The sequence below is a fragment of the Vibrio sp. 1078-1 genome (assembly GCF_033340475.1).
In genome coordinates, this window is sequence record NZ_JAWOWM010000665.1 from 1 (window position 1) to 573 (window position 573).

Below are 573 nucleotides of genomic sequence, written 5' to 3' on the forward strand. Positions count from 1 at the left end.
TAGAGCCAATTTCAATAAAGTTATCGTTGATGAGACCAAACCGTTTAAAGATAACGCCAAGCACCAACATTAAGCAGATGGGGCCGGTGATCGACAAAGAGAATTGCAACTGATGTAAAACAGAATCCATGTAAGTATCCGCAGCAAAAAAGAAAAAAGTCATTATTGTTTCGCTATTAAGCCACAAACTAGGGGGCGGGGAATAGGGAAGCGATGAAATTTTATTCTTATGTTGATTAGGATGTACGTTGCATTCCGATATGAGCTTAATATCTCAGTTTGACCAAGCTCGACAGGTCGAAGGTTGCATATATTGGTTTACTACTCCGACTTATCGCACTGGAGATAAAACAGAACTCCAGCGCCGACAAGTGAAATGAAGTTGAGCCGCGCTCATTCCTTGTGCGGTTCTGGTGGTGATAAATAGGAGTCCATCGATGAAAAGTAAACACAACAAAACCGTTCTATGTGCATTTGTTTCTGGTTCGGTATTTGGTGCTGTTCTCGTTATCGCAATGTCCTTGCCGATGTAATCGGGCAAATTTTCACACACTGCATTTTCTTCACATTGGG

General features: G+C 41.7%; 1 pseudogene. It reads right to left on the reverse strand.

What is annotated here, in order from left to right:
* A pseudogene (locus R7190_RS29390) lies at window positions 1–187 on the reverse strand (AEC family transporter); the annotation flags it as partial.
* Between the last annotated feature and the right edge of the window lie 386 nt (window positions 188–573).